The sequence below is a fragment of the Bordetella saccharivorans genome (assembly GCF_045862855.1).
Taxonomy (GTDB): Bacteria; Pseudomonadota; Gammaproteobacteria; order Burkholderiales; family Burkholderiaceae_B; genus Bordetella_A; species Bordetella_A petrii_F.
On the sequence record NZ_BAAFZO010000001.1, the window covers coordinates 877,621 to 900,704 of the forward strand.

General features: G+C 67.9%; 25 protein-coding genes and 2 riboswitches. Of the genes, 22 read left to right on the forward strand and 3 right to left on the reverse strand.

The window, feature by feature from the left end; translation table 11 throughout:
- Window positions 1-5: 5 nt before the first annotated feature.
- The 19 genes from ACKTT0_RS04190 (at window position 6) to ccmI (ending at window position 14,671) form a co-directional block, all read left to right on the forward strand.
- Entirely contained in the window at window positions 6-902 is an 897-nt protein-coding gene (locus ACKTT0_RS04190; RefSeq protein ID WP_407848376.1) for an ethylbenzene dehydrogenase-related protein, read from the forward strand.
- An 80-nt stretch (window positions 903-982) separates the two neighbouring features.
- A complete protein-coding gene (locus ACKTT0_RS04195) occupies window positions 983-1,267 on the forward strand; it encodes a c-type cytochrome (RefSeq protein WP_407848378.1) in 285 nt (94 codons plus the stop codon).
- Complete coding sequence (locus ACKTT0_RS04200) at window positions 1,264-2,442, forward strand: cytochrome D1 domain-containing protein (RefSeq protein ID WP_407848380.1); 1,179 nt, start codon at window positions 1,264-1,266, stop codon at window positions 2,440-2,442. Before ACKTT0_RS04195 ends, ACKTT0_RS04200 begins: the two co-directional genes overlap by 4 nt.
- Window positions 2,426-2,902 carry an Lrp/AsnC family transcriptional regulator gene (locus ACKTT0_RS04205; RefSeq protein ID WP_407848382.1) on the forward strand — a complete coding sequence of 159 codons (477 nt, stop codon included), beginning with the start codon at window positions 2,426-2,428 and terminating at the stop codon, window positions 2,900-2,902. The genes ACKTT0_RS04200 and ACKTT0_RS04205 overlap by 17 nt, the downstream gene beginning before the upstream one ends.
- Complete coding sequence (gene ahbB, locus ACKTT0_RS04210) at window positions 2,899-3,408, forward strand: siroheme decarboxylase subunit beta (protein ID WP_407848384.1); 510 nt, start codon at window positions 2,899-2,901, stop codon at window positions 3,406-3,408. Before ACKTT0_RS04205 ends, ahbB (ACKTT0_RS04210) begins: the two co-directional genes overlap by 4 nt.
- Window positions 3,401-3,844, forward strand: coding sequence for an Lrp/AsnC family transcriptional regulator (locus tag ACKTT0_RS04215; RefSeq protein ID WP_407848386.1), 444 nt, complete (start codon window positions 3,401-3,403; stop codon window positions 3,842-3,844). The genes ahbB (ACKTT0_RS04210) and ACKTT0_RS04215 overlap by 8 nt, the downstream gene beginning before the upstream one ends.
- Window positions 3,819-4,319 (forward strand): siroheme decarboxylase subunit beta, encoded by a 501-nt coding sequence (gene ahbB / locus ACKTT0_RS04220; RefSeq protein WP_407848387.1) that lies wholly within the window; start codon window positions 3,819-3,821, stop codon window positions 4,317-4,319. The genes ACKTT0_RS04215 and ahbB (ACKTT0_RS04220) overlap by 26 nt, the downstream gene beginning before the upstream one ends.
- A 120-nt stretch (window positions 4,320-4,439) precedes the next feature.
- Entirely contained in the window at window positions 4,440-5,663 is a 1,224-nt protein-coding gene (nirJ, locus tag ACKTT0_RS04225; protein WP_407848389.1) for a heme d1 biosynthesis radical SAM protein NirJ, read from the forward strand.
- Window positions 5,664-5,680: 17 nt separating this feature from the next.
- A complete protein-coding gene (cobA, locus tag ACKTT0_RS04230) occupies window positions 5,681-6,523 on the forward strand; it encodes a uroporphyrinogen-III C-methyltransferase (protein WP_407848391.1) in 843 nt (280 codons plus the stop codon).
- Window positions 6,514-8,001: a cytochrome D1 domain-containing protein gene (locus tag ACKTT0_RS04235; protein ID WP_407848393.1), complete on the forward strand. Its 1,488-nt coding sequence runs from the start codon at window positions 6,514-6,516 to the stop codon at window positions 7,999-8,001. Before cobA ends, ACKTT0_RS04235 begins: the two co-directional genes overlap by 10 nt.
- A 10-nt stretch (window positions 8,002-8,011) precedes the next feature.
- Window positions 8,012-8,674, forward strand: a complete 663-nt coding sequence (gene ccmA / locus ACKTT0_RS04240; protein ID WP_407848394.1) for a cytochrome c biogenesis heme-transporting ATPase CcmA — start codon at window positions 8,012-8,014, stop codon at window positions 8,672-8,674.
- Complete coding sequence (ccmB, locus tag ACKTT0_RS04245; protein ID WP_407848395.1) at window positions 8,671-9,342, forward strand: heme exporter protein CcmB; 672 nt, start codon at window positions 8,671-8,673, stop codon at window positions 9,340-9,342. Before ccmA ends, ccmB begins: the two co-directional genes overlap by 4 nt.
- A gap of 88 nt (window positions 9,343-9,430) precedes the next feature.
- On the forward strand, window positions 9,431-10,186 hold the full coding sequence (locus ACKTT0_RS04250; protein ID WP_407848397.1) for a heme ABC transporter permease: 756 nt from the start codon (window positions 9,431-9,433) through the stop codon (window positions 10,184-10,186).
- Window positions 10,183-10,362 (forward strand): heme exporter protein CcmD, encoded by a 180-nt coding sequence (ccmD, locus tag ACKTT0_RS04255; RefSeq protein ID WP_407848399.1) that lies wholly within the window; start codon window positions 10,183-10,185, stop codon window positions 10,360-10,362. Before ACKTT0_RS04250 ends, ccmD begins: the two co-directional genes overlap by 4 nt.
- Window positions 10,359-10,826, forward strand: coding sequence for a cytochrome c maturation protein CcmE (ccmE, locus tag ACKTT0_RS04260; protein WP_407848400.1), 468 nt, complete (start codon window positions 10,359-10,361; stop codon window positions 10,824-10,826). The genes ccmD and ccmE overlap by 4 nt, the downstream gene beginning before the upstream one ends.
- Window positions 10,823-12,796, forward strand: a complete 1,974-nt coding sequence (locus tag ACKTT0_RS04265) for a heme lyase CcmF/NrfE family subunit (protein WP_407848402.1) — start codon at window positions 10,823-10,825, stop codon at window positions 12,794-12,796. The genes ccmE and ACKTT0_RS04265 overlap by 4 nt, the downstream gene beginning before the upstream one ends.
- A complete protein-coding gene (locus tag ACKTT0_RS04270; protein WP_407848404.1) occupies window positions 12,793-13,332 on the forward strand; it encodes a DsbE family thiol:disulfide interchange protein in 540 nt (179 codons plus the stop codon). Before ACKTT0_RS04265 ends, ACKTT0_RS04270 begins: the two co-directional genes overlap by 4 nt.
- Window positions 13,329-13,817: a cytochrome c-type biogenesis protein gene (locus tag ACKTT0_RS04275; protein ID WP_407848406.1), complete on the forward strand. Its 489-nt coding sequence runs from the start codon at window positions 13,329-13,331 to the stop codon at window positions 13,815-13,817. The genes ACKTT0_RS04270 and ACKTT0_RS04275 overlap by 4 nt, the downstream gene beginning before the upstream one ends.
- Window positions 13,814-14,671 carry a c-type cytochrome biogenesis protein CcmI gene (gene ccmI / locus ACKTT0_RS04280; protein ID WP_407848407.1) on the forward strand — a complete coding sequence of 286 codons (858 nt, stop codon included), beginning with the start codon at window positions 13,814-13,816 and terminating at the stop codon, window positions 14,669-14,671. The genes ACKTT0_RS04275 and ccmI overlap by 4 nt, the downstream gene beginning before the upstream one ends.
- A gap of 75 nt (window positions 14,672-14,746) precedes the next feature.
- On the opposite strand, the gene gcvP is transcribed toward ccmI, so the two are convergent.
- The 3 genes from gcvP to gcvT form a co-directional block, all read right to left on the reverse strand.
- A complete protein-coding gene (gene gcvP, locus ACKTT0_RS04285) occupies window positions 14,747-17,620 on the reverse strand; it encodes an aminomethyl-transferring glycine dehydrogenase (RefSeq protein ID WP_407848409.1) in 2,874 nt (957 codons plus the stop codon).
- 64 nt (window positions 17,621-17,684) lie between these two features.
- Window positions 17,685-18,062: a glycine cleavage system protein GcvH gene (gcvH, locus tag ACKTT0_RS04290; RefSeq protein WP_407848411.1), complete on the reverse strand. Its 378-nt coding sequence runs from the start codon at window positions 18,060-18,062 to the stop codon at window positions 17,685-17,687.
- A gap of 69 nt (window positions 18,063-18,131) precedes the next feature.
- The gene (gene gcvT, locus ACKTT0_RS04295; protein WP_407848413.1) at window positions 18,132-19,232 is read right to left on the reverse strand and encodes a glycine cleavage system aminomethyltransferase GcvT; all 1,101 of its coding nucleotides are present in this window, start codon (window positions 19,230-19,232) and stop codon (window positions 18,132-18,134) included.
- Between the two features lie 81 nt (window positions 19,233-19,313).
- A riboswitch (glycine riboswitch) is annotated at window positions 19,314-19,431 on the reverse strand.
- Between the two features lie 36 nt (window positions 19,432-19,467).
- Window positions 19,468-19,565, reverse strand: a riboswitch (glycine riboswitch).
- Window positions 19,566-19,743: 178 nt separating this feature from the next.
- On the opposite strand from gcvT, the gene napF reads away from it, so the two are divergent.
- The 3 genes from napF to napA are packed head-to-tail and all read left to right on the forward strand — an operon-like array spanning window position 19,744 to window position 23,050.
- Window positions 19,744-20,217, forward strand: coding sequence for a ferredoxin-type protein NapF (gene napF / locus ACKTT0_RS04300; protein ID WP_407848415.1), 474 nt, complete (start codon window positions 19,744-19,746; stop codon window positions 20,215-20,217).
- Window positions 20,214-20,516, forward strand: coding sequence for a chaperone NapD (locus tag ACKTT0_RS04305; RefSeq protein WP_407848417.1), 303 nt, complete (start codon window positions 20,214-20,216; stop codon window positions 20,514-20,516). Before napF ends, ACKTT0_RS04305 begins: the two co-directional genes overlap by 4 nt.
- Window positions 20,507-23,050 (forward strand): nitrate reductase catalytic subunit NapA, encoded by a 2,544-nt coding sequence (gene napA, locus ACKTT0_RS04310; RefSeq protein WP_407848418.1) that lies wholly within the window; start codon window positions 20,507-20,509, stop codon window positions 23,048-23,050. The genes ACKTT0_RS04305 and napA overlap by 10 nt, the downstream gene beginning before the upstream one ends.
- Window positions 23,051-23,084 lie beyond the last annotated feature (34 nt).

A 23,084-nucleotide genomic window follows, 5' to 3' on the forward strand; every position in this document is an offset into this window, starting at 1 on the left:
CCCGTATGACCGAAAAGGACCTCGACATGACAAAGACCGCTCTGCTCGGCACTCTCGCCGCCGCGCTCAGCCTTTCCAGCGGTGCCGCGCTGGCCGCCGCACCGTCCGACTGGAACGCCATCAAGGCGACCGAGATCATATTGTTCTACCCCGGTGTCTCGCCGGTCGAATGGATCACCAAGGGCACCGAGCATGGTGGTGCCCGGGCGCTCAAGAAGGGCGAGACCTGCCTCGACTGCCACTCGGAGGAAGTTACCAAGATGGGCCAATTGCTGGTCAGCGGCGAGAAAATCGAACCTGCTCCCATTCCCGGCAAGGCGCCTTTCATCAATGCAAAAGTGCAGGCGGCTCACGACGGTGAACAACTCTATCTGCGCTTCAGCTGGATGCAACCCAAATCTTCCGGCGCGCCTGCGATGGATGCCGACAACCCCGTCAAGATCACTTACCTGCTCGAAGCGGACTCCAAAGTCGAGCTCGCCGGACTCGGCGGCTGCTGGGGCGCCTGCCATGGCGACGCCCGCACCATGCCAGGCGCAAACGACAGCAAGACCAAGTACGTGAAAGGCGCGTCGCTGGCCGATGGCGTCTACTACGACTTGAATCAATGGCGCAGCGGCGAGAACAAGGCCTACGACGGCTATATCGCTAGCGAACGCGTCATGGAAGGCGGCCAGGCCTTGGTCAACGCAGTCGGCACGCGCGACGGCGACACCTGGACGGTAGAGTTCACCCGCAAGTTCACGGGCGGCGAAGGCGATGTCACGCTCGAACCCGGCAAGACATACAACTTCGGCGTAGCCATCCACGACGACAGCAGCATCGGCCGCTTCCATCACGTCTCGCTCGGCTACCACCTGGGTATCGATGCAGTGGCGGATATCACCGCCGCGAAACAGTAGCGGGGCCATCGGTGTCTGGTGGCGGCTTGGCACGGCTCCCTGGCGTCGCATGGATGCTGTCCGGCGTCCTGGCATGCTGCATGCCGTTTGCAGACACCCAGGCGGACCCCGGCAGGCTGCGCCAGGAGCAGCTCGAACACCTGCTGCGGCAGGACTGCGGTTCATGCCATGGGCTGCGCATGACGGGCGGCCTGGGTCCGCCCCTGACGCGCCAGGCGCTGGCTGGTAAGCCACGCGAACTGTTGATCGCCACGATCGCCCTGGGCCGCCCCGGTACCGCCATGCCCAACTGGGGCGCCCTGCTCGACGAACAAGACATCGCCTGGCTCGCGGACAGGCTTCTGCAAGGATACCCTCCACCATGATTCGCCCATTGTTGCTCTTGCTGTGTACTGCCCTGCTGACAGGTTGTGCGCAGCAGCCGCCGTTGCGTGGCAGCGGCGACCTGGGAGTGGTCATCGAACGCGCCAGCGGCAGCCTGCAGATCATCGACAGCACGACGCGATCGAGCCTGGCCCGCGTGCAAGGCCTGGGCGACCTATCGCACGCCTCGGTAGTGTTCTCGCGCGACCAGCGCTACGCCTATGTCTTTGGCCGCGACGGCGGCCTGACCAAAGTCGACCTGCTGGCCCGGCATATCGACAAGCGCGTCGTCCAGGCAGGCAACAGCATAGGCGGCGCCATCAGCCAGGACGGCAGCCTGATCGCCGTCGGCAACTACGAGCCCGGCGGTGTCAGGGTGTTCGACGCACATACGCTGGAGCCGGTAGCCGATATTCCCGCCACTCCGCTGGCCGACGGCGAGCGTCGCTCGCGGGTAGTGGGTGTGGTGGACGCACCAGGACAGCGGTTCGTGTACAGCCTGTTCGACACGGGCGAGATCTGGGTGGCGGATTTCAGCCGGCGGCGGCAACCCGCCATCAGCCGCTACACCAGCATCGGCAACCAGCCCTACGATGCCCTGCTCACGCCGGACGGCCGGTACTACATGGCGGGCCTGTTCGGCGAGGACGGCATGGCCCAGCTCGACCTCTGGCACCCCGAACGCGGCGTCAAGCGCGTCCTCGCCCACTACGGACGCGGCAACCGCAAACTGCCGGTGTACAAGATGCCCCATCTGGAAGGCTGGACGGTGGCCGGCGAACGCACCTTCGTCCCGGCCGTGGGGCGGCACCAGGTGCTGGTCATGGACTCGCGCAGTTGGCGGCAGGCCGCCGCCATCGAGGTCGCGGGGCAACCCGTATTCGTCATGGCACGCCCCGACGCGCGCCAAGTGTGGGTGAATTTCGCCTACCCGGACAACCATCTGGTGCAAGTCATCGACACGGAAAGCCTGGCAATCGTGGCAACGCTCGAACCAGGGCCCGCGGTGCTGCACATGGAGTTCACCGCCCGCGGCGACCAGCTCTGGCTATCGGTGCGCGACGGCGATGAGGTCCAGGTTTGGGATCCCTACCGCCTGGAACGCATCGACCGCCTGCCGGCGCCCAGCCCAAGCGGCATCTTCTTCAGCAGCCGCGCACATGCAACGGGCCTGTAGCGTGGCGATCGACGAATTCGACCTGCGCCTGCTCAACCGGTACCAGCACGGCATGCCGTTGTCCGAACGCCCGTACCGGGCCATGGCCGAAGCCTTGGGATGTAGCGAGGCACGACTGCTGGACTGCCTGCGCAGCCTGCGGCAGCAAGGCGTACTGAACCGCGCCGGGCCGGTTTTCGAACACCGCCGCGCCGGCGCGAGCACCTTGGCGGCGCTGGCTGTCGACGACGGCCAGCTCGACAGCGTGGCCGCCGCGATCAGCCGCTATCCGGAAGTCAACCACAACTACGTACGCGATCATCACTACAACTTGTGGTTCGTGCTGACCGCTCCGAACCGCGCCCGGATCGACAACATCCTGGCCGAGATCGCGGCCGATACCGGCCTGGAACCCCTCGACCTGCCCATGCGCCGCGCCTACCGCATCGACCTCGGCTTCTCCCTTGGCATACCAGCATGAATGTCCTCCTGACTGCCGAACAGAAGCAGCGACTGCGGCGCCTGATCGAGCCCGGCCTGCCGCTGACGGAACGCCCCTACCACCAGTTGGCGGAACAGCTGGGCACGACCGAACGCGCCGTGCTCGCCCAGATGCGCCGGTGGAACGACGCGGGCCTGTTCCGGCGCGTGGGCCTGGTGGTCAACCATCGCGCACTGGGCTTTCTGGCCAATGCCATGCTGGTGCTCGACGTGCCAGACGACCGGGTCGACGCGGCCGGCCGGCTGCTGGGCCAGGCAGCGGGCGTGAATCTCTGCTATCAACGGCCGCGCCGCCCGCCTCGCTGGCGCTACAACCTGTTCTGCATGGTGCATGGCCGCCAGCAGGCCGAGGTGCGGCGGCACATCGACCGCCTGCTGCACGACCTGGACCTGGCTGACCTGCCGCACGAGCTGTTGTTCAGCACGCGGGCGTACAAGCAGTGCGGCGGCCGCTACGCGCCCGCCGGCGAGCATCGTCATGGATGACTTCGGCCGGCGTCTGCTCGACCGCCTGCAGCATGGCATGCCGCTGGTCCGCCGTCCATGGGAGGCGCTGGCGGCGGAACTCGGCGGCAGTCCGGCCGAGCTGCGGGCGCGCGTCGAGGCGTGGCTCGCAGACGGCACCCTGACGCGGTTCGGCCCCATGTTCGATATCGAACGCCTGGACGGCGCATTCACCCTGGCGGCCCTGTGCGTGCCTCCGTCGCGCGTCGACGAAGTGGCTGCCATGTTGTTCGCCATGCCGGAGGTGGCGCACAACTACCAGCGCGAGCATGTCTGGAACATGTGGTTCGTGCTGGCGTGCGCCTCGCCGCGCGATGTGGCGGCCACGATCGAACGCATCGAACGAAGCACCGGCCTGAGAGTCCTCAATTTGCCCAAAGAACAGACTTACCATGTCGGCCTGCATTTCCCCGTCTGACGCCTCGCTGGCCAAGCGCCTGATCCAGCTCACCCAGGCCGGCCTGCCCCTGGTGGGCGATCCATGGGCTTGGTTGGGCGTTCGCCTGGGCCTGGCGCCCGAGGCCATGCTCGCCCTGTTGCAGCGTCTGCAGGACGACGGCGTCATCCGTCGCATCGCCGCCGTGCCCAACCACTACCGCCTGGGCTATCGCCACAATGGCATGACAGTCTGGGACGTCGACGACGAAAAGATCGACCGCCTGGGCGGGCTCGTCGGCGCGCTGCCGTTCGTCAGTCATTGTTATCGACGCCCGCGACGCCACGGGTGGCGCTACAACCTGTTCGCCATGGTGCATGGCCGCAGCCCCAGCGAAATCGAGGATTACCGAGGTCGCATCCGGACGCTGCTCGGACGCGCCAGCCTGGCCGACGACATGCTGGTCAGTACCCGCATCCTGAAGAAAACCGGCCTGCGCATGCCGCAGCCGGGGTAGCACGACTTCCGTGAGTCTTATTGTTCCCGGTCAAGGCATCCATTGCTTGCCTCAGCCATGCTGCCAACGTGGCTGGAGCCGGCCGCCGCGCAAGTCCGCCATATCTAGAGAATGCCCCCAATGTTGAGAATCAGTCATTACCTGCGCGCCCTTACCCGTCCGGGCCGCGGGCCGGTGGCCGGCGCCCGCGGCACGCCCGGCCAGCGCGCCCCCGTCGTGATCTGGAACCTGCTGCGGCGCTGCAACCTCGCTTGCAAGCACTGCTATGCCACGTCGGCCGACAGCCCATTCCGCAACGAACTCGACACCACCGAAGCGCTACGAGTCATCGACGATCTGCGCGACGCCGGCGTGCGCGTGTTGATTCTCTCCGGCGGCGAGCCGCTGCTGCGCCACGATCTCTTCCAGCTTGCCGCCTATGCGCGGGAACAGGGCTTCTTCGTGGCGTTGTCCAGCAACGGCACGCTGATCGACGAAACCAACATCGGACGCATCGCGGCGGCCCGGTTCGACTATGTCGGCATCAGCATCGACGGCCTTCAGCAGGTGCACGACGCCTGGCGCCAGATGCCCGGCAGCTTCGCCGCGGCGATGCATGCCGTCGCGCTGTGCCGGCGGCATGGCATCCGCGTGGGCCTGCGCACCACGCTGACACGCGACAACCATCTCCAGCTGCCCGCCATCCTGGATCTCATGCGCGAACATGACGTGCACAAGTTCTACCTTTCGCACCTGAACTACAGCGGCCGCGGCAGGCGCAGCAGCAAGTTCGACGCCCACCACCAGATGACGCGGGATGCCATGCACCTGTTGTTCGAGCGCGCCTGGGAAGACATACGCGCCGGCCGGGACAGCGATTTCGTCACGGGCAACAACGACGCGGACGCCATACTGTTGCTGCAATGGGCGGAACGGCGCCTGCCACAACATCGCCAGCAACTGGAGCACATGCTGCGCGACTGGGGCGGCAACGCCTCCGGCTGCGGCATTGCCAACATCGACAACACCGGCGATGTGCACCCCGACACCTACTGGTGGCAACAACAGGTCGGCAACGTGCGCCGCCAGTCTTTCCGCCAGCTCTGGACCGACCAGCCCGATCCGCTCCTGCTGCAGTTGCGCCAGCATCCGCGGCCAGTGGGCGGCCGCTGCGCCGAGTGCCGCTGGCTGTCCATCTGCAACGGCAACACCCGTACCCGTGCCTGGGCCGCCGGCGACCTATGGGGCGAAGATCCCGGCTGCTATCTCAGCGACACAGAAATCGGCCGTCAAGCGACCGTCATCGCAGCCGAAACGGCACGGTCGCATCCCGATGCCGCAATACCAATGTCCCGGCCCGCATGAACATGCCCCACGTCTCCATGAGCTCCCTCACGCTTCCCGTCGCTCTGCAGCGGGCCTTCCGGCCGGGCGAAGTGGCCCTGGTCGGCGCCGGCCCGGGCGACCCCGGCCTGCTGACCCTCGCCGCCTGGAGCCTGCTGGTGCAGGCCGACGCGCTGGTCTACGACCGGCTGGTCAGCCAGACGCTGCTCGACCTGCTGCCGGACACCTGTCGCCCCTACTATGTCGGCAAGGCCAGCGGGCGCCACAGCCTGCCACAGGGCGAAATCAATCAACTGCTGCTGCGGCTGGCACGGCAGGGCATGCGCGTAGTGCGCCTGAAGGGCGGCGACCCGTTCATTTTTGGCCGTGGCGGCGAAGAGCTCGAATTCCTGCTTCGCCACGGGGTCGACTGCCAACTGGTGCCGGGCATCACCGCGGCGTCCGGGTGCATGGCCTATGCCGGCATCCCGCTGACGCATCGCGACCTGGCGCATTCGTGCCAGTTCATCACCGGCCACCTACAGCAGGACGGCGAGCTGGCGCTGCCCTGGCACACCATGACGGACCCTGCCTGTACGCTGGTGTTCTACATGGGGTTGGCCAGCCTCGATGAAATATCACGCCAGCTGACCGCCGCCGGCCTGTCGCCCGGCACACCCGCCATGCTGGTCGGCAACGGCACGCGGCAAGACCAGCAAATCGTGCGCGGCACGCTCGCCAGCCTGCCCGAACTGGCACGCAGCCACCGACTGGGCACGCCGACATTGACCGTGATCGGCCGGGTGGTCGGCCTCCTGGCCGAGCGAGAAGCCGAGCATCCCGGCAGGCTGCGCGCCAACCCCATGCCGATGCGCCCGGCGCCGGAGCGCCTATGCGGTTGAGCGTCGGCATTGCATTGACGGCGGCCGTGCTTGGGCAAGGCCCGGCCCTGGCCTCCGGGGTTGCCGCCGCGCTTTACCAGCAGCATTGCGAGACCTGCCACGGCGTGGGTCGCCTGGGCGGGACCGGTCCCGCATTGCTGCCGGAAAGCCTCATGCGCATCAAGCGCGAGGAAGTCCGCCAGGCCATACGCGACGGACGTCCAGCCAGCCAGATGGCCGCATTCTCCGGTGTGCTGGACGACCTCCAGATCGACGGCCTGATCGACTACCTATACCAGCCGCCTCTCCAGGCGCCCACCTGGACGGAAACGGACATGCAGGCCAGCCACCGGCTGCTCGTCGACCCGACCACGCTGCCCGCCACGCCGCAGCACGGCGCGGACCCGCTCAACCTGTTCGTGGTGGTCGAGGCCGGCAACCATCATGTGGTCGTCCTGGACGGCGACCGCTTCGAACCACTGGCGCGCTTCCCGTCGCATTTCGCGCTGCATGGCGGGCCGAAGTTCTCGCCGGACGGCCGGTACGTGTACTTCGCGTCGCGGGACGGCTGGATCAACCTCTACGACCTGCACAACCTGACGATGGTCGCCGAGATCCGCGCCGGGCTCAACACGCGCAATCTTGCCGTAAGCGGCGACGGCAAGTGGGTGCTGGTAGGCAACTACCTGCCCGGCGGCCTGGTCGTGCTGAACGCGCACGACCTGTCGCTGATAGGGCACCTGGACACGCCCGCCGTCCAGGGCGTGCCGTCGCGGGTCAGCGCGGTGTACACCGCGCCGCCGCGGCAGAGCTTCGTGGTCGCCCTGAAAGACGCCCAGGAAGTCTGGGAACTCTCGTATGCGGGCCAGCCCGATTTCCTGCCGCGCCGTATCCCGGCCCAGGACTTCCTCGATGACTTCTCCTTCACGCCCGGATATCGCTATCTGCTGGCCACGTCGCGCAAGGCAAAAGGCGGCCAGGTCATCGACCTGGACAGCGGCGCCGCGGTCACGGACATCCCCCTGCCCGGCATGCCGCACCTGGGGTCCGGCATCTACTGGCAGCGCAAGCAGGGCTGGGTATTCGCCACGCCCAACATCAGCCAGGGGCTGATATCGGTGCTCGACCTGGCAACCTGGGAACTGGTGAAGGAGATTCCCACCGAAGGCCCCGGCTTCTTCATGCGCAGCCACCGGAACTCGAAGTACGCCTGGACCGACGTCTTCTTCGGCCCCAACAACGACGCAGTACATCTCATCGACAAGCAAACCCTCGAAATCGCCCATACGCTGCGGCCCATGCCCGGCAAGAACGCCGCGCACGTCGAGTTCACCCGCGATGGCCGCCATTTGCTCCTGAGCGTCTGGGACACCGAGGGCGCCCTGATCGTCTACGACAGCCAGACCTTGCAGGAACTCAAGCGCATTCCCATGAACAAGCCGTCCGGCAAGTACAACGTGGGCAACAAGATCGAGTTCGCCGAAGGCACTTCCCACTGAGCGACATGCCATGCACGAAAGCCCCGCGCCAGCGAATGCCGCCCCCGTGCTCGATGCGACGGACCTCGCCTGCGTGCGGGATCAGCGCCGCCTCTTCATGGGGGTGAGCTTCCGGCTGTGGCCCGGCGACATGCTGCGCGTGCGCGGCCCCAACGGTTGCGGCAAGAGCAGTCTGCTGCGCCTGCTATGCGGCCTGGCCCGGCCGGCGGCAGGCCGCGTGCAGGTGTACGGCCAAGATCCCGCCAAGCAGCGCGGCGCGCTGGCGGCCAGGCTGCTGTGGATCGGCCATGCCGCCGGCGTCAAGGCACTGTTGACCAGCGAGGAAAACCTGGCCTGGTTGGACGCCTTGCACGCGACAGTCGTCGAGCCGGCCAGCGGCACGGCGCTGGCGGCGGTGGGCCTGCGCGGTTTCGAGGAAACCCCTTGCCATGCGCTGTCGGCGGGCCAGCAGCGCCGCGTCGCGCTGGCCCGCCTGTACCTGCCGGATACGCCGCCACTGTGGATCCTGGACGAGCCATTCACGGCGCTGGACGCCCAGGGCACGGCGCAACTGGAACAACGCCTGGCCGCGCATTGCACCCGCGGCGGCACAGTCGTGCTGACGACACATCACGAGCTGGCGCGACGGACGCAGGCCTATCGCGACCTTGATCTTGGACAGCACGCCGCATGAGCAAGGCCATTATTCTCCTATTCACTAGTGAGCTACGTCTGCTATGCCGCCGTCCCGCGGAACTTGCCAATCCTCTGGTGTTTTTCTCCGTTGTCGTCGCCTTGTTTCCCCTGGCACTCGGACCGCAATCGCAGTTTCTGCAAGATGCCGCGCCGGGGCTGCTGTGGGTGGCGGCGCTGCTGGCGGTGCTGCTTTCGCTCGATGGCCTGTTTCGCGCCGACTTCGAGGACGGCTCGCTGGAACAATGGGTGCTCGCGTCGCATTCTTTGGTAGCGCTGGTGCTGGCCAAGGTGGCGGCGCATTGGCTGTGCAGCGGCCTCGCGCTGGTGGTCCTGGCGCCGCTGCTGGCACTGATGCTCGGCCTTCCGTCACATTGTCTTCCGGTGCTGCTGTTGTCGCTGCTGCTGGGCACGCCTGTGCTCAGCCTGCTGGGCGCGGTCGGGGCGGCGCTGACCGTTGGCCTGCGGCGCGGCGGGCTGTTACTGGCGCTACTGATCCTGCCGCTGTACATCCCGGTACTCATCCTGGGCAGTGGCGCCCTGCAGGCCGCCCTGCAAGACCTGCCCGCGACGGGGCACCTGCTGTGGCTGGCCAGCCTGGCGGCGCTGGCGATCACCCTGGCCCCCTTTGCCGTTGCGGCGGGGCTGTCCATCAGCGTCGCCGAATGACGCGCGGCGCCCGCACCAGCCCGTCGGCTGTCGGCACCTGCCCGGCACGATACCCCGCCGCCCCGGCGCCCTCTGACGAGCGACTCGCATGAACTGGACCTGGCTGCACAAGTGGGGCTCGCCCAAATGGTTCTACGACATGAGCGGCAAATGCCTGCCCTGGCTGGCCGCGGCCAGCGCGCTGCTGATCGCCGTCGGCCTGGGATGGGGTCTGGCATTCGCGCCGCCCGATTACCAGCAAGGCAACAGCTTCCGCATCATCTACATTCATGTGCCGGCCGCCCTGCTGGCCCAGTCCATCTACCTCGTACTGGCCGCGGCAGGTATCGCGGGCCTGGTCTGGAAACTGAAGCTGGCCGATGTCGCACTGCGGCAGGCGGCACCCATCGGAGCCTGGATGACCGTCATCGCGCTGGCCTCGGGCGCTATCTGGGGCAAGCCCACCTGGGGCGCCTACTGGGTCTGGGATGCGCGGCTCACGTCGATGCTGATCCTGCTGTTCCTGTACCTGGGCGTGATCGCGCTGGGCCAGGCAATCACCAACCGCGACAGCGCGGCCCGGGCGTGCGCGGTGCTGGCCTTGGTCGGCGTGGTCAACATTCCCATCATCAAGTATTCGGTCGAATGGTGGAACACGCTCCACCAGCCCGCCAGCTTCTCGCTCGCGCAGAAACCGGCCATGCCGGCGCAGATGTGGTTGCCGCTGTTGCTGGCAGTGGCGGGGTTCTATTGTTTTTTTGGCGCGGTGCTGTTCGCGCGCATGCGCCTGGAAGTGCTGCGGCGCGAGGCCGACAGCCGCTGGGCCGGCAGCGAAATCGCCCGGCTGCTCGGAAAGCGGACATGAGCGTATTCGCATCGTTTGCCGAATTCTTCGCCATGGACGGCCATGGCGCTTACGTCTGGAGCGCCTATGGCTTGTGCGCGGCGCTGATGGCATGGAACGTTGCGCTACCGATCGTGGCGCGACGCCGCTACCTGGACGAACTGGCGCGCCGCCGGCGTCGGGAGGCCTCGCAATGACCCCTGCCCGCAAGAAGCGCCTGTACTGGATTGCGGCCCTGGTCTGCGGCGCCGGCGCCGCCGTGGCGCTGGCCCTGGCCGCCCTGCAGGAGAACATCAACCTGTTCTATACGCCCAGCCAGATTGTCGCTGGCGCAGCGCCCCGCGACACGCGCATCCGGGCCGGCGGCCTGGTCGAAACCGGTTCGCTGCAACGCTCGCCGGATTCGCTGGCGCTGCGCTTCGGCGTGACCGACGGAACGAGCAGCATCCTGGTGCGCTACCAGGGGATCCTGCCCGACCTGTTCCGCGAGGGCCAGGGCATTGTCGCGCTGGGCAGGCTCGACCAGGACGGCGTGCTGCACGCCGACGAGGTGCTGGCCAAGCACGACCAAAACTATATGCCACCCGAGGCCATGCACGCGCTGGAACAAGGCGGCGCGGTCGAGCCTGGTGAGCAGGACGGACGGGAGCCGGCCCGATGATTCCCGAGCTCGGCCTGCTGGCCCTGATCCTGGCGCTCTGCCTCGCCGCGGTGCAGGCGAGCGTGCCGCTGGCCGGCGCCTGGCGCGGCGACCGCCGCTGGATGGGGCTGGCGGCGCCGGCCGCCTGGGGGCAGTTCGCATTCCTGTTGTTTTCTTTCGGCTGTCTCGCGCATGCCTTCCTGAGCAACGATTTCTCGGTCGCCTACGTCGCGCACAACTCCAACAGCATGCTGCCCTGGTACTACAAGGTCAGCGCGATATGGGGCGCGCACGAGGGTTCCCTGCTGCTGTGGGCCTTGATGCTGGCCGGCTGGACCTTCGCCGTTTCCCTCGGCGCGCGCCAACTGCCCGCAGCCATGCTGGCGCGCGTGCTGGCCGTGATGGGCATGATCAGCATCGGCTTCCTGCTGTTCCTGATCGCCACCTCGAACCCGTTCGAGCGCCTGTTGCCCGACGCGCCCGCCGACGGCCGCGACCTCAATCCGCTGCTGCAGGATTTCGGCCTGATCCTCCACCCGCCCATGCTGTACATGGGCTATGTCGGCTTCTCGGTGGCATTCGCCTTCGCCATCGCGGCGCTGCTGGACGGCAAGCTGGACGCCGCCTGGGCGCGCTGGTCGCGCCCCTGGACAACCGTAGCCTGGGCGTTCCTCGGCCTGGGCATCGCTCTGGGATCGTGGTGGGCCTACTACGAGCTGGGCTGGGGCAGCTGGTGGTTCTGGGACCCGGTCGAAAATGCCTCGTTCATGCCGTGGCTGGTGGGCACGGCGCTGATGCACTCGCTGGCGGCGACGGAGAAACGCGGCGTGTTCAAGAGCTGGACCGTGCTGCTCGCCATCGCGGCGTTCTCGCTCAGCCTGCTGGGCACGTTCCTGGTCCGCTCGGGCGTGCTGACCTCGGTGCATGCCTTCGCCACCGACCCGGCGCGCGGGGTGTTCATCCTGGTATTCCTGCTGGTGGTGGTGGGCGGCTCCCTTGCGCTGTTCGCGCTGCGGGCGCCGGTCGTCAAGAGCCAGGTCGGGTTCGGCATCTGGTCGCGCGAGACACTGCTGCTGGTCAACAACCTGCTTTTGTCAGTGGCGGCGGCGATGATCCTGCTCGGCACGCTCTATCCGCTCATCCTCGACGCGCTGACCGACGCCAAGCTGTCGGTCGGACCGCCCTACTTCAACGCCCTGTTCGTGCCGCTGATGGCGTTGCTGATGGTGGCAACCGCCATCGGCGTGCTGGCCCGCTGGAAAGACACGCCGGCCGACTGGCTGGCGCGCCGGCTCGCTCCGGCGCTGGCGGGCTGCGTGGTGGTCGCGCTGGCCAGCGCCATGCTGCAAGGCCGGTTCGATTGGGCGGTGGCAGCCGTCTGCCTGCTGGCGGCCTGGATCGTGCTGGCGGGTCTGTGCGACGTCTACGACAAGACGCGCCACCGGGGCCTGGCCAAGGGCCTGTCATTGCTGGGACGCAGCTACTGGGGGATGCACCTCGCCCACCTGGGCTTCGCCATGTGCGCGCTGGGCGCCGTGCTGACCAGCACCGGCAATCTCGAACGGGACCTGCGCATGGCACCCGGGGATACCGTCGAACTGGGCGGTTATCGCTTCGTATTCGAGGGCACGACGCGCATCCAAGGGCCCAATTACCACGCCGACCGAGCCAGCGTACAGGTCATGCGCAATAACCGCGAAGTCGCCCGGCTGCACCCGGAAAAGCGCGTCTACCAGGTCCAGCAGGCAACCATGACAGAAGCCGGCATCCAGGGCGGCTTCACGCGCGACCTGTTCGTGGCCCTGGGCGAGCCGCTGGCCGACAGCGCCTGGGCGGTGCGCGTGCAAATCAAGCCATTCGTGCGCTGGATCTGGCTGGGCGCGCTGCTGATGGCCCTGGGCGGCTTCCTGGCGGCGGCCGACCGGCGCTATCGCCTGCGGCCGGCTGTCCGGCCCGCGCAGGCCGCCCCGATCGCCGGGATGCAATCATGAAACGCGCCTTGTTGCTGCTGCCGCTGGCATTGTTCCTGGTCATTGCGATACTGCTGTACCGCGGCTTGTTCCTCGACCCGTCCAGACTGCCCTCCGCCCTGATCGGCAAGCCGTTTCCCGCCTTTGCGCTGCCATCTCTCGACGATCCGGCCCGCACGCTGACGCGCGACCACATCCAGGGCCGGCCGGCGCTGGTGAATGTCTGGGCGACCTGGTGCCCGTCGTGCCGACAGGAGCACCCCGTACTGAATCAGCTGGCCAAGCAAGGCGTGGTCATCTACGGTGTCAACTACAAGGACGACCGCGACGCGGCGCAGCGCTGGCTGCGCACGCTGCACAACCCCTACCGGCTGAATATCGAAGACGCCGCCGGCACGCTGGGCCTGGACCTCGGCGTGTACGGCGCGCCCGAGACATTCTTCATCGACGCCCGCGGCATCATTCGCGAGAAGTATGTCGGCGTCATCGACGAGCGCGTCTGGCGGGAGAAACTCGCCCCTGTCTACAACGCGCTGCTCCAGGAGGCCACGCCATGAAACGCCTGATCGCCGCCGTCGTGCTGGGCGCAGGCCTGCACGGGCAAAGCCTGGCGGCCATCGACACCCATGAGTTCGCCGACGACGGCCAGCGCCAGCGCTATCGCGACCTGGCCGCGGTGCTGCGCTGCCCCAAGTGCCAGAACCAGAATATCGCCGAATCGAACTCGCCTATCGCCAACGACTTGCGCGGCGAGATCCATCGCATGCTGGGCGAAGGCCGGAGCGATGACCAGATCATCGACTTCATGGTGTCGCGTTACGGCGATTTCGTGTTGTACGACCCGCCATTGACGACCCGTACCGCACTGCTGTGGTTCGGCCCCGTCGCGCTGCTGCTGGCGGGAGGCAGCGCGCTGGCGGCGATCGTCGCCAGGAGGCGCCGCGCATCGGCGGCGGCCGCGCCCGCCTTGTCCGACATCGAGCGGCGGCGCCTGGCCAGCCTGCTGGACGCCTCCGGCTCTCCCCCCGGGCAAGACTCATGACTGCTTTCTGGCTCTACGCGGCGTTGTTGCTCCTGGCGGCCCTGGCCTTCATCCTGGTGCCGCAGTTGCGGGCGCCGCGCGCGCGCGCCGATGCCGACCGCGCCGGCCTGAACGTCGGCCTTTACCGGGAACGGGTGCGCGAACTGGAAATGCAGCATGGCGCCGGCGCCCTCACCGCGGCGCAGCTCGAAGCCGCCCGGATGGAGGCGGCCCGCGAGCTGCTCGACGCTGCGCAAGGCAGCCCCGGCCGCGACGCCGATGCGCTGCTGGGCCGGGCCGTTCCCCTGGCGATGGCCGTATTGGCGCCGCTGCTGGGGCTAACCCTGTACCTGCACTGGGGCTCGCTCGACCGCGTCATGCTGGCGCGACAATACGCCGGCCACCCCGCGCAGGGCATCGAGGAAATGACGGCGCGCCTGGAGGCGTCGCTGGCAGCCGCGCCCGATTCGGCAGAAGGCTGGTTCTTCCTGGGCCGCACGTACATGGCGCAAGACCGCATAGCGGACGCGGCGCGCGCCTTCGAGCGCGCCGCCGCGCTGGCGGGAAGGCCGCCGGAACTGCTGGGCCATTGGGCCCAGGCCTTGTATTTCGCCGGGGACCAGCAATGGACGGCGCAGTTGCAGGCGCTGACCGACGAAGCGCTGGCCGGCGACCCGCAGGAAGCGGCCAGCCTGGGGCTGGCCGGCATGGCCGCGTTCCAGGCGGAGCGCTACGCCGAAGCCGCCGCGTACTGGGAACGCCTGGCGGCTGCCCTGCCCGAAGAGGACCCAAGCCGCGCCGCCATCGCCGACGGCATTGCCCGCGCGCGCGAACTGGACCAGGCGCGAAAGGCGACAGCCCCGCCGGCGCCATGACACTGCGCGCCGGGCAAACTTGCCCGGCGCCGCTGCCCGAGCCTATCGAAACCGGCCCGGCCGGCCCGGACGGCTTCAGGCGTAAGCTTCGACCGGCAGGCAGGCGCAGACCAGGTTGCGATCGCCGTAGGCGTTGTCGACCCGCGCCACCGGCGGCCAGTACTTGGCCTCGCGCAGCGAGGCCACGGGATATGCGGCCTGCTGGCGCGGGTAATCGTGGTGCCACTCTTCGGCCAGCAGCATCTGCGCAGTATGCGGGGCGTTCTTCAGCACGTTGTCGTCACGGTCACGTTCACCGCGCTCGATCTGCGCGATCTCTTCGCGAATGGCGATCATCGCCTCGATGAAGCGATCCAGCTCGGCCAGGCCTTCGGATTCGGTGGGCTCGACCATCAGCGTGCCGGCCACCGGGAAGCTCATGGTGGGCGCATGGAACCCGTAGTCCATCAAGCGCTTGGCGATGTCTTCGGCGCTGACGCCGCTGCTGTCCTTCAACGGCCGCACATCCAGGATGCACTCGTGCGCGACCCGGCCATTGCGGCCGGCATACAGTACCGGATAGTGGTCGCGCAGGCGGGCCGCCACATAGTTGGCGTTCAGGATGGCGACCTCGGTGGCGCGGCGCAAGCCGTCGGCCCCCATCAGGGCGATATACGCGAACGAAATGGGCAGGATGCCGGCCGAGCCGAACGGCGCGGCCGCGACCGGCCCCACGCCGGCTTCCGCCCCCAGCCGGCCTTGCGCGTTCAGTACGCCAGGCAGGTACGGCGCCAGGTGCGAGCGCACCGCCACCGGCCCGACGCCCGGCCCGCCGCCGCCATGGGGAATGCAGAAAGTCTTGTGCAGGTTCAGGTGCGACACGTCCGAGCCGAAGTGTCCCGGCTTGGCCACTCCCACCATGGCGTTCATGTTGGCGCCGTCCAGGTAGACCTGGCCGCCTGCCTGGTGCACCAGGTCGCAGATCTGCGTGATCGCTTCCTCGAACACGCCGTGGGTCGACGGATAGGTGATCATCAGGGCGGCCAGGCGGTCGCCCACCTGTTCCAGCTTGGCGCGCAGGTCGTCGATGTCGACGTTGCCCTGGGCGTCGGACGCGACCACCACCACATCCATGCCGGCCAACTGGGCCGAGGCCGGATTGGTGCCGTGCGCCGAGGCGGGAATCAGGCAGACGTTGCGCTGGGCCTGGCCGTTGGCGCGGTGATAGCCGCGGATGGCGAGCAGGCCGGCATATTCGCCCTGGGCGCCCGAATTGGGCTGCAGGCTGATGTCGTCGTAGCCGGTGATCTCGCACAGCGCCGCCGACAGGCGCTCGATCAGTTCGCGGTAGCCGGCGCTCTGGTCGGCCGGCGCGTACGGGTGGATCAGGGCGAACTCCGGCCAGGTGATCGGAATCATCTCGGCCGTGGCATTCAATTTCATGGTGCACGAACCCAGCGGGATCATGCTGCGGTCCAGCGCCAGATCCTTGTCGGACAGCTTACGCAGGTAGCGCAGCATGTCGGTCTCGGACTGCACGCTGGAGAACACCGGGTGGGCGAGGATGGCGCCCTGGCGCTGCAGCGCCGCGGGGATGCCGCCGCCGGCGGCGGCGTCGCGCGCCGCGATGTCGAGCGCCACGTCATCCTTCTGCAGGCCCGCCGCGAACACATTGACGAGCGCCTGCAGGTCGGCGGCGGTGACGGTCTCGTCCAGCGAGACGGCCAGGCGCGCACCATCCACCCGGCGCAGGTTGATGCGCTCGCATTCGGCGGCCACGGCAATGGCCGGCGTGGCCGTGCCGGTTTCCAGCAGCAAGGTGTCGAAGAACGTGTCGTTGACCACCTTGACGCCCAGCTCGAGCAGCGCGCCGCGCAGGATGGCGGTGTAGCGCTGCACGCGCGTGGCGATGCGGCGGATGCCTTCCGGGCCATGCCACACGGCATACAGGCCCGCCATGATGGCCAGCAGCACCTGGGCGGTGCAGATGTTCGAGGTGGCCTTCTCGCGGCGGATGTGCTGTTCGCGCGTCTGCAGGGCCAGGCGCAGGGCCGCGTTGCCTTGCGCGTCCTTGGACACGCCGACCAGGCGGCCCGGCATGTTGCGCTTGTAGGCGTCCTTGCAGGCCATGAAGCCGGCATGCGGGCCGCCGAATCCGAACGGCACGCCGAAGCGCTGCGACGACCCTACCGCGATGTCGGCGCCCCACTCGCCCGGCGGCGTCAACAGGGCCAGGGCCAGCAGGTCGGTCGCGCATGTGACCACCGCCCCCTGTGCGTGGGCCGCCTCGGCCAGCGCCCGATAGTCGGCCACGGCGCCCAGGCTATGAGGGTACTGCAGCAGCACGCCGAAGCAATCCGGCAGGCCCAAGGCCTCGTCGCCGACGACGACCTCGATACCCAGGCCTTCGGCGCGCGTGCGCACCACTTCGATGGTCTGCGGATGGCAGTGCACCGACACGAAGAACACCTGGCTGGGGGACTTCGAGCCTCGCCGCGCCAGCGTCATGGCTTCGGCGGCGGCCGTGCCTTCGTCCAGCAGCGAGGCGTTGGAGATGTCGAGCCCGGTCAGGTCCGCCACCATGGTCTGGTAATTCAGCAGGGCTTCCAGGCGGCCTTGCGAGATCTCGGGCTGGTACGGCGTATAGGCCGTGTACCAGGCCGGGTTCTCGAGCACATTGCGCAGCACCACATTGGGAGTGTGCGTGCCGTAGTAGCCCTGGCCGATGTAATTGCGGTAGACGCGATTGCGGCCGGCGATCGCCTTGAGCTCGGCCAGCACGTCCGGCTCGCTGCGCGAGGCGGGCAGCGCCAGCGGCGCCTGGCTGCGGATCGCCGGCGGCACGACTTCCTGGAGCAGTTCGTCCAGGCTGGCGCAGCCCACGGCGGCCAGCATCTTCTGCTGGTCGTCCGAGGTCGGGCCGATATGGCGGGGAATGAAATCGGTATGGGTGTCTAGGGCGCGCGACATGGGATATCTCGGGGTGGCGGTAAGAATGCCGCACGGCCTCGGGGCAGCCGCGCGGCGTGCCGTATCAGCCGTTGGCCTCGGCTTCGTAGCCGGCGGCGTCCAGCAATGTGTCGAGGTCGGCCGCGTTGTCCGGCTTGATTTTGAAGATCCAGGCGGTATAGGCCGATTCGTTGATCAGGTTCGGGGTGTTTTCGAGCTCGTCGTTGAAAGCCACGATCTCGCCGTTGACCGGCGCGTAGATGTCGGACGCGGCCTTGACCGACTCGACCACGCCGGCGGTCTCGCCTGCCTTCAGCTTGGCGCCGACGTTCACGTCGCCGACAAAGACGAGGTCGCCGAGCTGGTCCTGGGCGTTGTCAGTGATGCCGACGACGAAAACGTCGCCGTCGGCTTTGACCCATTCGTGGGATTTGGTGTACTTGCGATCAGTGGGCAGACTCATGGATGAAAACTCCTGGATATTGGGGGATGCGCGCACGCGCCGGCACCCCTGCCGGCGCATGCTGGCAGTTTACGGGTGTTCGACCGCCTTGCCATGGCGCACGAACGGCAATTTGCATACCAGGGCCGGAACCCACTTGCCACGGATATCGACCTCGACCGTCTGGCCGGGCCGGACATCGCCGGGAACACGGGCCAGGCCAATCGATACGCCCAGCGTCGGCGACATCGTGCCGCTGGTGATTTCCCCGGTACCGGAGGGCGTGCGCACCGCCATGTGGGCGCGCATGACGCCGCGTTCCTGCAATTTCAGGCCGACGAAACCGCAGGGCGCGGCGAACTGTTCGAGCGCCTCGCGGCCGACGAAGCGCCGCGCGGGGTCCTTGAGCGAAACCGTCCAGGACAGCCCGGCCTGGTCCGGCTGGGTCAGTTCGTCCATGTCCTGGCCATACAGATTCATGCCGGCCTCGAGGCGCAGCGTGTCGCGCGCACCCAGCCCGCAAGGCCGCACGCCCTGCGCTGCCAGGTCGTTCCACAGCGCCTCCGCCTGCGCGGCCGGCAAGACGATCTCGAAACCGTCCTCGCCCGTGTAGCCGGTGCGGGCCACCAGCGTGTCGTCGTCGACCTGGGCCGCGACGAACGGCGTGAGCGGCTCGGTCGCGCCCTGCCAGCCCGGCCGCGCGGCCCAGGCCTTGGCGCGGGCATTCGGCCCTTGCACGGCGATCATGGCCAGGTCGCGGCGCGGCGCGATGGTCACGTCGAAACGGCCGGCCGCGGCGACGCGCTGCATCCAGGCGATGTCCTTGTCGGCCGTGGCGGCGTTGACCACTACGCGCCATTCCTCGTCGGCGAAGAAATAGATGATCAGGTCGTCGATGATGCCGCCCTCGGGATTCAGCATGCAGGTATACAGCGCCTTGCCGGGGGCGGCGAGCTTGGCGACGTCGTTGGCCACCAGGCGGCGCAGGAAGGCGCGGGCATCCGGGCCGGTGACATCGGCATTGAGCATGTGGGAGACGTCGAACATGCCCGCATCGCGGCGCACAGAATGATGCTCCTCGAGCTGCGAACCGTAGGCCAGCGGCATGTCCCAGCCGCCGAAATCGACCATGCGGGCGCCGGCGGCGATGTGCGCAGCAGCCAGGGGAGTGCGTTTGAGGGGGGCGGACATGGACGGGCTCCGGTGCGGCGGCATCGCCAGGGTTACGGAATGCCGGCCCGGAAGCGGAAAACGCCCGGAACCGGCTGGATTTTCCGCCCCTCTGTCCTTTTGCCTGAGAGTTGCCCCGCACCAGCGGGTTTGCACCTTCGGCGCCTGGGCTGCGCGGGTACTCAGGGCCGCGGCGCCAGGTCTCTCCAGAGTGCTGTTTCAGCCACGCAGGCCCGGCACGGCCGGGCGGAATGGCTGATGCAGCGCGGTATGGGTTACCTGAGCGATTCCGGGCGAATTGCGCCTTCGGCGGCGGCCATGTAACAAATGGCCACTCTCTCCCGCGACATGCATGACAGCGGCGTGAAGCATACATCGAAAGCCGGCCGCGGAAAAGCTCGCGCTATCAGGGTGCTGCGCCGGCCAGCAGCTTGACCCGCGTCAACGGCGGGGTTGGCCCCTTGACCGTCGTCAAGGAGAGGCTGGCGGGCCCATAACCATAATCCCCTACAGGTTTTATGGAATTGCTTACATGGACTTCTCCCGGCGCCGCTTGCTGACAGGCTCGAAGCCCCCGGCACGCCCCCCGTGGGCCATGCCCGAGGCCCAGTTCCTGGATCACTGCACTGCCTGCGGCGACTGCATCCGGGCCTGCCCGCGCGGCCTGCTGCGCCATGGCGGCGGACGCTATCCCATCATCGACCTGGCCCGCGGCGGCTGCGACTTCTGCGGCGAGTGCGCCGCACGCTGCCGGCCCGGCGCGCTGCGGCCCGGCCGGGCGGCCTCCGAAGCCTTCGCCTGGCGCGCCCGGCCCGGCACGGCCTGCCTGGCGCATCGCGCAGTCGAATGCCGGGTATGCGGCGAGGCCTGCGCGGCCGGCGCCATCCGCTTCGCCCGGCCAGCCGGCAGCCCGGCCCGCCCGCGCGTCGAGCCAGCCGCGTGCACCGGGTGCGGACTATGCCTGGCCAGTTGCCCGGCCGCCGCCATCGAACTGGAGGCGGCATGAGAATCGCCAGTCTCGTCATGCGGGTACCACCCCGCCACCTGGATGCGGCCGCCAGCGCGCTGGGCGCCATCCCGGGCGTGCAGGTCCACGCGCGCGACCCCGCCACCGGCAAGCTGATCATCACCGTGGAAGACGGCCCCGGCTACAGCACCGCCGACTCCATCCTCGCCGCCCACAAGGTTCCGCACGTCGTGTCGGCGACGCTCGCCTACGAATACAGCGAAGACGATGCGCCGCCCGCCGGCGAACCTCCATCCCCCCACCGACCCCCGGCCCTGGGAGCTCCATCATGTCATTGAACAGACGCGAATTCATCAAGTCCAACGCGGTTGCCGCAGCAGCGGCCACCGCAGGCATTGCCCTGCCTGGCGCGGCCATGGCGCAGGCCGGCGGCGCGCCGCTGCAGGTGCGCTGGGACAAGGCTCCCTGCCGCTTCTGCGGCACGGGCTGTTCGGTCCTGGTCGGCGTCCAGGGCGGACGCGTGGTGGCCACCCAGGGCGATCCGGAAGCCCCGGTGAATCGCGGCCTGAACTGCATCAAGGGCTACTTCCTGTCGAAGATCATGTACGGCGCCGACCGTCTCACCCGCCCCATGCTGCGCAAGAAAGGCGGGGTCTACGACAAGGACGGCGAATTCACGCCGGTCAGCTGGGACGAGGCCTTCGACATCATGGCCAGCAAATGGAAAGAGGCCCTCAGGACCAGCGGCCCGGAATCCATCGCCATGTTCGGCTCCGGCCAATGGACCATCTGGGAAGGCTATGCCGCCTCCAAGCTGTACAAGGCGGGCTTCCGCAGCAACAACCTGGACCCCAACGCGCGCCACTGCATGGCCAGCGCCGTGGTCGGCTTCATGCGCACCTTCGGCATCGACGAGCCGATGGGCTGCTACGACGACATCGAACACGCCGATGCCTTCGTGCTGTGGGGCTCGAACATGGCCGAAATGCATCCCATCCTGTGGAGCCGCATCACCGACCGCCGCCTGACGCACCCCGGCTGCGAAGTGCACGCCCTGTCCACCTTCGAGCACCGCAGCTTCGAGCTGGCCGACAACGGCATGATCTTCACGCCGCAGACCGACCTGGCCATCCTGAACTACCTGTGCAATTACCTGATCCAGAACGGCAAGGTCAACCAGCAGTTCGTCGAGCAGCACGTCAACTTCAAGACCGGCGTCACCGACATCGGCTATGGCCTGCGCCCCAACGATCCGCGCGAACAGGGCGCCAGCGCCAACGGCTATCCCGGCGCCGACGGCGCGCCGAAGGGCGACCCCGGCGGCGCCTCCGCCAGCAGCTTCGAGGAATTCGCGGCATTCGTCTCGACCTACACGCTCGAGTACACGGCCAGGCTCTCCGGCGTTCCGGCCGCGCACCTGCAGCGCATGGCCGAACTGTATGCCGACCCCGACAAGAAGGTGGTCTCGTTCTGGACCATGGGCTTCAACCAGCACACGCGCGGCACGTGGGTCAACAACATGATCTACAACGTGCACCTGCTGACCGGCAAGATCTCGCAGCCGGGCTGCGGCCCATTCTCGCTGACCGGCCAGCCCTCGGCCTGCGGCACCGCCCGCGAGGTCGGCACCTTCGCGCATCGCCTGCCGGCCGACATGGTGGTCGGCAACCCGGCGCATCGCAAGGTGGCCGAGGACCTGTGGCAACTGCCGGAAGGCACCATCCCGCCCAAGGTCGGCCTGCACGCCGTGGCGCAGAGCCGCGCCCTGAAGGACGGCAAGCTCAAGTGCTACTGGACCTCCACCACCAACAACATGCAGGCGGGGCCCAACATCAACGACGAAATCTACCCCGGCTGGCGCAATCCCGCCGCCTTCGTCGTGGTATCCGACCCCTATCCGACCGTATCCGCCCTGTCGGCCGACCTGATCCTGCCCACCGCCATGTGGGTCGAGAAGGAAGGCGCCTACGGCAATGCCGAGCGCCGCACCCAGTTCTGGCGCCAGCAGGTCAAGGCGCCCGGCGAGTCGCGTTCCGACCTCTGGCAATACCTGGAATTCGCCAAGCGCTTCGCCATGGAAGAAGTCTGGCCCGCCGAACTGCTCGACAAGAAGCCCGAGTACCGCGGCAAGACGCTCTACGACGTATTGTTCGCCAACGGCGTGGCCGACCGGTACCCCGTGGATGACGTGCCGCGCGTCAACGCCCATGCCATCGACGGCTACATGAACGACGAGTCCGAACACTTCGGGTTCTACGTGCAGAAAGGCCTCTTCGAGGAATACGCCAAGTTCGGCCGCGGCCACGCCCACGACCTGGCCGACTTCGACCTGTACCACCGGGCGCGCGGCCTGCGCTGGCCCGTGGTCGACGGCAAGGAAACCCTGTGGCGCTTCCGCGAAGGCTACGACCCGTACGTCAAGGCCGGCGAGGACATCAAGTTCTACGGCAACAAGGACGGCCGCGCCAACATTTTCGCGTTGCCCTACCAGCCGCCGGCCGAGAGCCCCGACCAGGATTACAACCTCTGGCTGTGTACCGGGCGCGTGCTCGAGCACTGGCATACCGGGTCCATGACCCGCCGCGTGCCCGAGCTGCACCGCGCCGCACCCGAGGCGGTGCTGTTCATGCACCCGGACGACGCCAAGAGCCGCGGCCTGCAACGCGGCATGCAATGCAAGATCGTCTCGCGGCGCGGCGAGGTGCTGGCCAGCGTCGAGACGCGCGGGCGCAACAAGCCGCCGCGAGGCCTGGTGTTCATGCCGTTCTTCGACGAAGGACGCCTGACCAACAAGCTGACGCTGGACGCCACCTGCCCGCTCTCGAAGGAAACGGACTTCAAGAAATGCGCGGTCAAGGTGCTCAAGGCCTGACGCGGCGCAGCCGGTCCACGCCACCGCGAACCAT